Source organism: Clostridiales bacterium (genome assembly GCA_030016385.1).
In the GTDB taxonomy this organism is placed as follows: Bacteria; Bacillota; Clostridia; order Clostridiales; family Oxobacteraceae; genus JASEJN01.
Genome location: JASEJN010000109.1, coordinates 1 through 3375 on the forward strand (window position 1 = coordinate 1; position 3375 = coordinate 3375).

The 3375-nt window shown below is 31.7% G+C and carries 3 protein-coding genes; all 3 read left to right on the plus strand.

All coding sequences use genetic code 11. The features are described from left to right. Positions 1-243: 243 nt before the first annotated feature. The 3 genes from QME45_14545 to QME45_14555 all read left to right on the plus strand — a co-directional run bounded on the left by QME45_14545 (position 244) and on the right by QME45_14555 (position 3205). Positions 244-564, plus strand: coding sequence for a transposase family protein (locus tag QME45_14545; protein MDI6619847.1), 321 nt, complete (start codon positions 244-246; stop codon positions 562-564). A 757-nt stretch (positions 565-1321) separates the two neighbouring features. After that, positions 1322-1531: a hypothetical protein gene (locus QME45_14550; protein MDI6619848.1), complete on the plus strand. Its 210-nt coding sequence runs from the start codon at positions 1322-1324 to the stop codon at positions 1529-1531. An 888-nt stretch (positions 1532-2419) separates the two neighbouring features. Continuing rightward, on the plus strand, positions 2420-3205 hold the full coding sequence (locus tag QME45_14555) for a hypothetical protein (GenBank protein ID MDI6619849.1): 786 nt from the start codon (positions 2420-2422) through the stop codon (positions 3203-3205). The last annotated feature ends 170 nt before the right edge of the window (positions 3206-3375 follow it).

Genomic DNA, 3375 nt, shown 5'->3' on the forward strand with positions numbered 1-3375 from the left:
CTCCCAAAGATAAAGGATGAAAATATTTTCTTAGAACCATTCAATAAGGAGACCGGTATATTCATGTTATAGGCTAAAAATACATATTATGGTAGCTGCCTGCATTATAAAATTGATAAAACACTCACTAATAAAAGAATTGCATATGCAAATATGCATTCCGGTTCTTTTCATAGTTGGTTGAGCTTCTGTTAGAAAATTGATATAATAAGATATTCAATCTGACAGAAATGAGGACACACAATGGATGAATTCATAAAATTATTAGATGCTAATTTAGAATATGTAAATCATGAAATTATAGATGATACAATTTATATAAGTGTAATTTCTAATCGTGAAGAGGTTCAATGCCCATTTTGCGGTCATATGTCATCTCAAACCCACAGTACCTATGAAAGAAGCTTTCAAGATTTGCCCATGCAGGGAAAGAAGGTAATAATAAATATTAAAAATCGAGAGATGTTTTGTAATAATCCTGAATGTGACCATACAACCTTCGCTGAAAGGTTTACCTGGTTAGCTAATAAATCTAAAAAACCAGACGCCTTGAGGATGAGATAGTACGTCTATCACTTAATTGTAGTTCCAATGCAGCAGCAAGATTTTTAAGTAAAAATACAGTTATTGTTGGTAAAAGTACCATCTGTAATCTCTTAAAAAAAAGTAAAACCTATAGTGAATAAGAATGAAGTTACCATCGTATGTATAGATGATGAGGAAATAATCCGAGAAAAAGGATTTAAGGGGTCCTCCTCTACAATCCGTCATTATGCATCTGAATGGAAAAAAGATTTAAAGAAAATGAAGTTGGAGAAGGGAAAGGAATTATTACAATAAAGCGAGATGACATTTTTAAGACTTTATTCGGACCAGTATCAGACATTAAAAGTCTTGAAAAAGATAAATTTCAGTGTTTTTGTAATCAGTATCCTTTTTTTAAAACAATCTTAGAATTGACTAATTCATTTAGAAAGATTTTTGAACAAAGTGAGCCTAAACTGTTAAGAGAATGAATAGCTAAAGCCAAGAATACAAAAATTAAAGAGATTATTAGTTTTGCCAATGGCGTTGAGAGGGATTATGATGCTGTAGAGAATGCTGTATGCTTACCATATAGTAATGGGTTAGCCGAAGGAAGCGTAAATAAAATAAAAGTTATAAAAAGGATTATGTATGGCCGGTGTAGTTTTGAAACATTGAGAAACAAAACTATCCGGCTTGATAAAATGCATAAATTCAACTAACTCGGGAAAGAACCCAAAAATTAGGTCAACCGCTCATTGAATTTTAGGTCATTTGTTATAGAATTATTGCACCTATGAATCATTGTTATGATTTGGTCATGGCTCAAAAGATAAAGAAGGAAAAAGAGAAGAAGGAATATATACAAGATGAATTGATTAAGGAAGCAAGAAATTCTGCAAACATGTATAATGATACCTGGAACAGCAGACTTATAGCAATTGTCAGGGGTGAAAAGACCGGCCCATATAATGGATTGAGGGCAATTATAGGGAGATGTGGTTAAGGCTGCCATAAAGATAAGCAACAAAACAGCTATAACTGTTTCCATAATATGGATAATATCCATATTCTTTTTCCCTACAGTAACTTGACACTATCTTTATTAACAGTAAATTTGACATATTATGGGTTAATGGTATAATTATAGTAAAAATATTATTATAAGGAGTGAAATGCAAAAATTCAAAAGGAATTTTTGCATTTTGGCTGTTGTCATGACATTAATAATTTCTAGTACTCCTGCTTTTGCTATAAGTGAAACATATATTCATGGAAATAGGACATTTAATGACAGAAGATTAACAGGTGGTGTTGGACAATATGGGAAATTTCGTCGATATTATATTGGTTATCATCCAATGTAAGTAGTGATTATGTATCTACAATAGCTGCTGCCGTTAGTAATTGGGTTAATACTACTACCAATCCAGGAGTTACAACATCCATCTCAATTCGCCAAACAACTACACAATCAAGTTCTTCATTTGATATTTATGATTTTTCATTTGCTGGCTCTACTACAGGTTTAACAGAATTTTGGATTTATTCTACTTATATTAATGATCCTTCTGCTTCTAATTGGGGATGGACAAAGATTTTTATTGATTGTAATAAAACTAGTTATTATTCTATATTTGACAAAACTGGCCTTGTAGCGCATGAGCTGGGGCATGCCATGGGTTTAAGCCATCAGCCGAATCTTCCAGGTATTTCAATAATGTACAATTATGATGATTATAGGGATAGAGACAGACCAGGTAGTATTGACTGCAATAACATTAATCATATTTATGAATAACTTATTTTCAATAAAATAATTTAAGAAGTATGTCTTAAAGATTTTTAAATATTATTTTTAAAAATCATAATTATAAGATAAGGAGTGTTAATCTTGAAAACGATTATAAAAGCAATAGCTATCGGTTTAATGATTTTTGTTGTCTTTGAGTTGTCTGGGTGTTTTTCAACTCTTTCCGGAAATAGCGACAGTAAAAAATCTTTTTCTACGACTAAGAGCAGAACTGCATCCTCTGGCAGAAATTTGACTATCAAAGTCAAAGAGTTTGATATTAAAGGACGTGAAGATCAGATTAAAAAAGCTCAAGAGGTATTGGTTTCTCCATCATTTGCCACAAGCTGTGCTACTTTTGAAGGTTTATATAAAAATTCTACTCAGATTGTACGCTGCGACATACAAAATGTTGGTTTTACAGTCAAGAATGGAATGCCATATACGAAACTTGATGTAAAAGTCACAGATTCATTGAAAGGAGATTTGCATATTGATGATATTATCACTATAATTCAATATGGTGGATATATGACTATACAGGATGAAATAGAAGCATTCAATAATGAAGTCCATTTTGCTGGCATGACGAAAGAAGAAAGAGAAAATACCATTATAGAAAAGAAAATAACTAAAGAGGCATATCCTAAGGCAGGAGAATCTTATGTATATTTTCTGAGCCTAAATAATAAGTTTTCAGGAGCATATGTACCGGTTAATGATTATGAATGCCGATATAAGTTGAACAGCAAAGGGAGATTTGTGCGATATATGCCTCAAAATGAATCAAATGCCAAAGCATTTACATCAGATGAAATTCAGTCAGTTGATAATTGTACCTTTGAATGGATGAAGCAGCAAATACAGTATATTGCATCCAAACGGTAAAATATGGCTTATATAAGTGATATAAATTATGTAGATACAGATGAAGTTTGATTGTATTTCAATCGTAAAAGGAGCCGACTGAATAAAAATCCGTGTAAATAGCAATAATCTCCACATAAACAAATGGAGGTTAAGTAAATGAAAACATCAAAAAACATTCACACGGATAA

Bases quoted from the DNA above. Each gene is read 5' to 3' on its own strand.
- QME45_14550 (MDI6619848.1), top strand. From the start codon at position 1,322: ATGAATCATTGTTATGATTTGGTCATGGCTCAAAAGATAAAGAAGGAA.
- QME45_14545 (MDI6619847.1), top strand. From the start codon at position 244: ATGGATGAATTCATAAAATTATTAGATGCTAATTTAGAATATGTAAAT.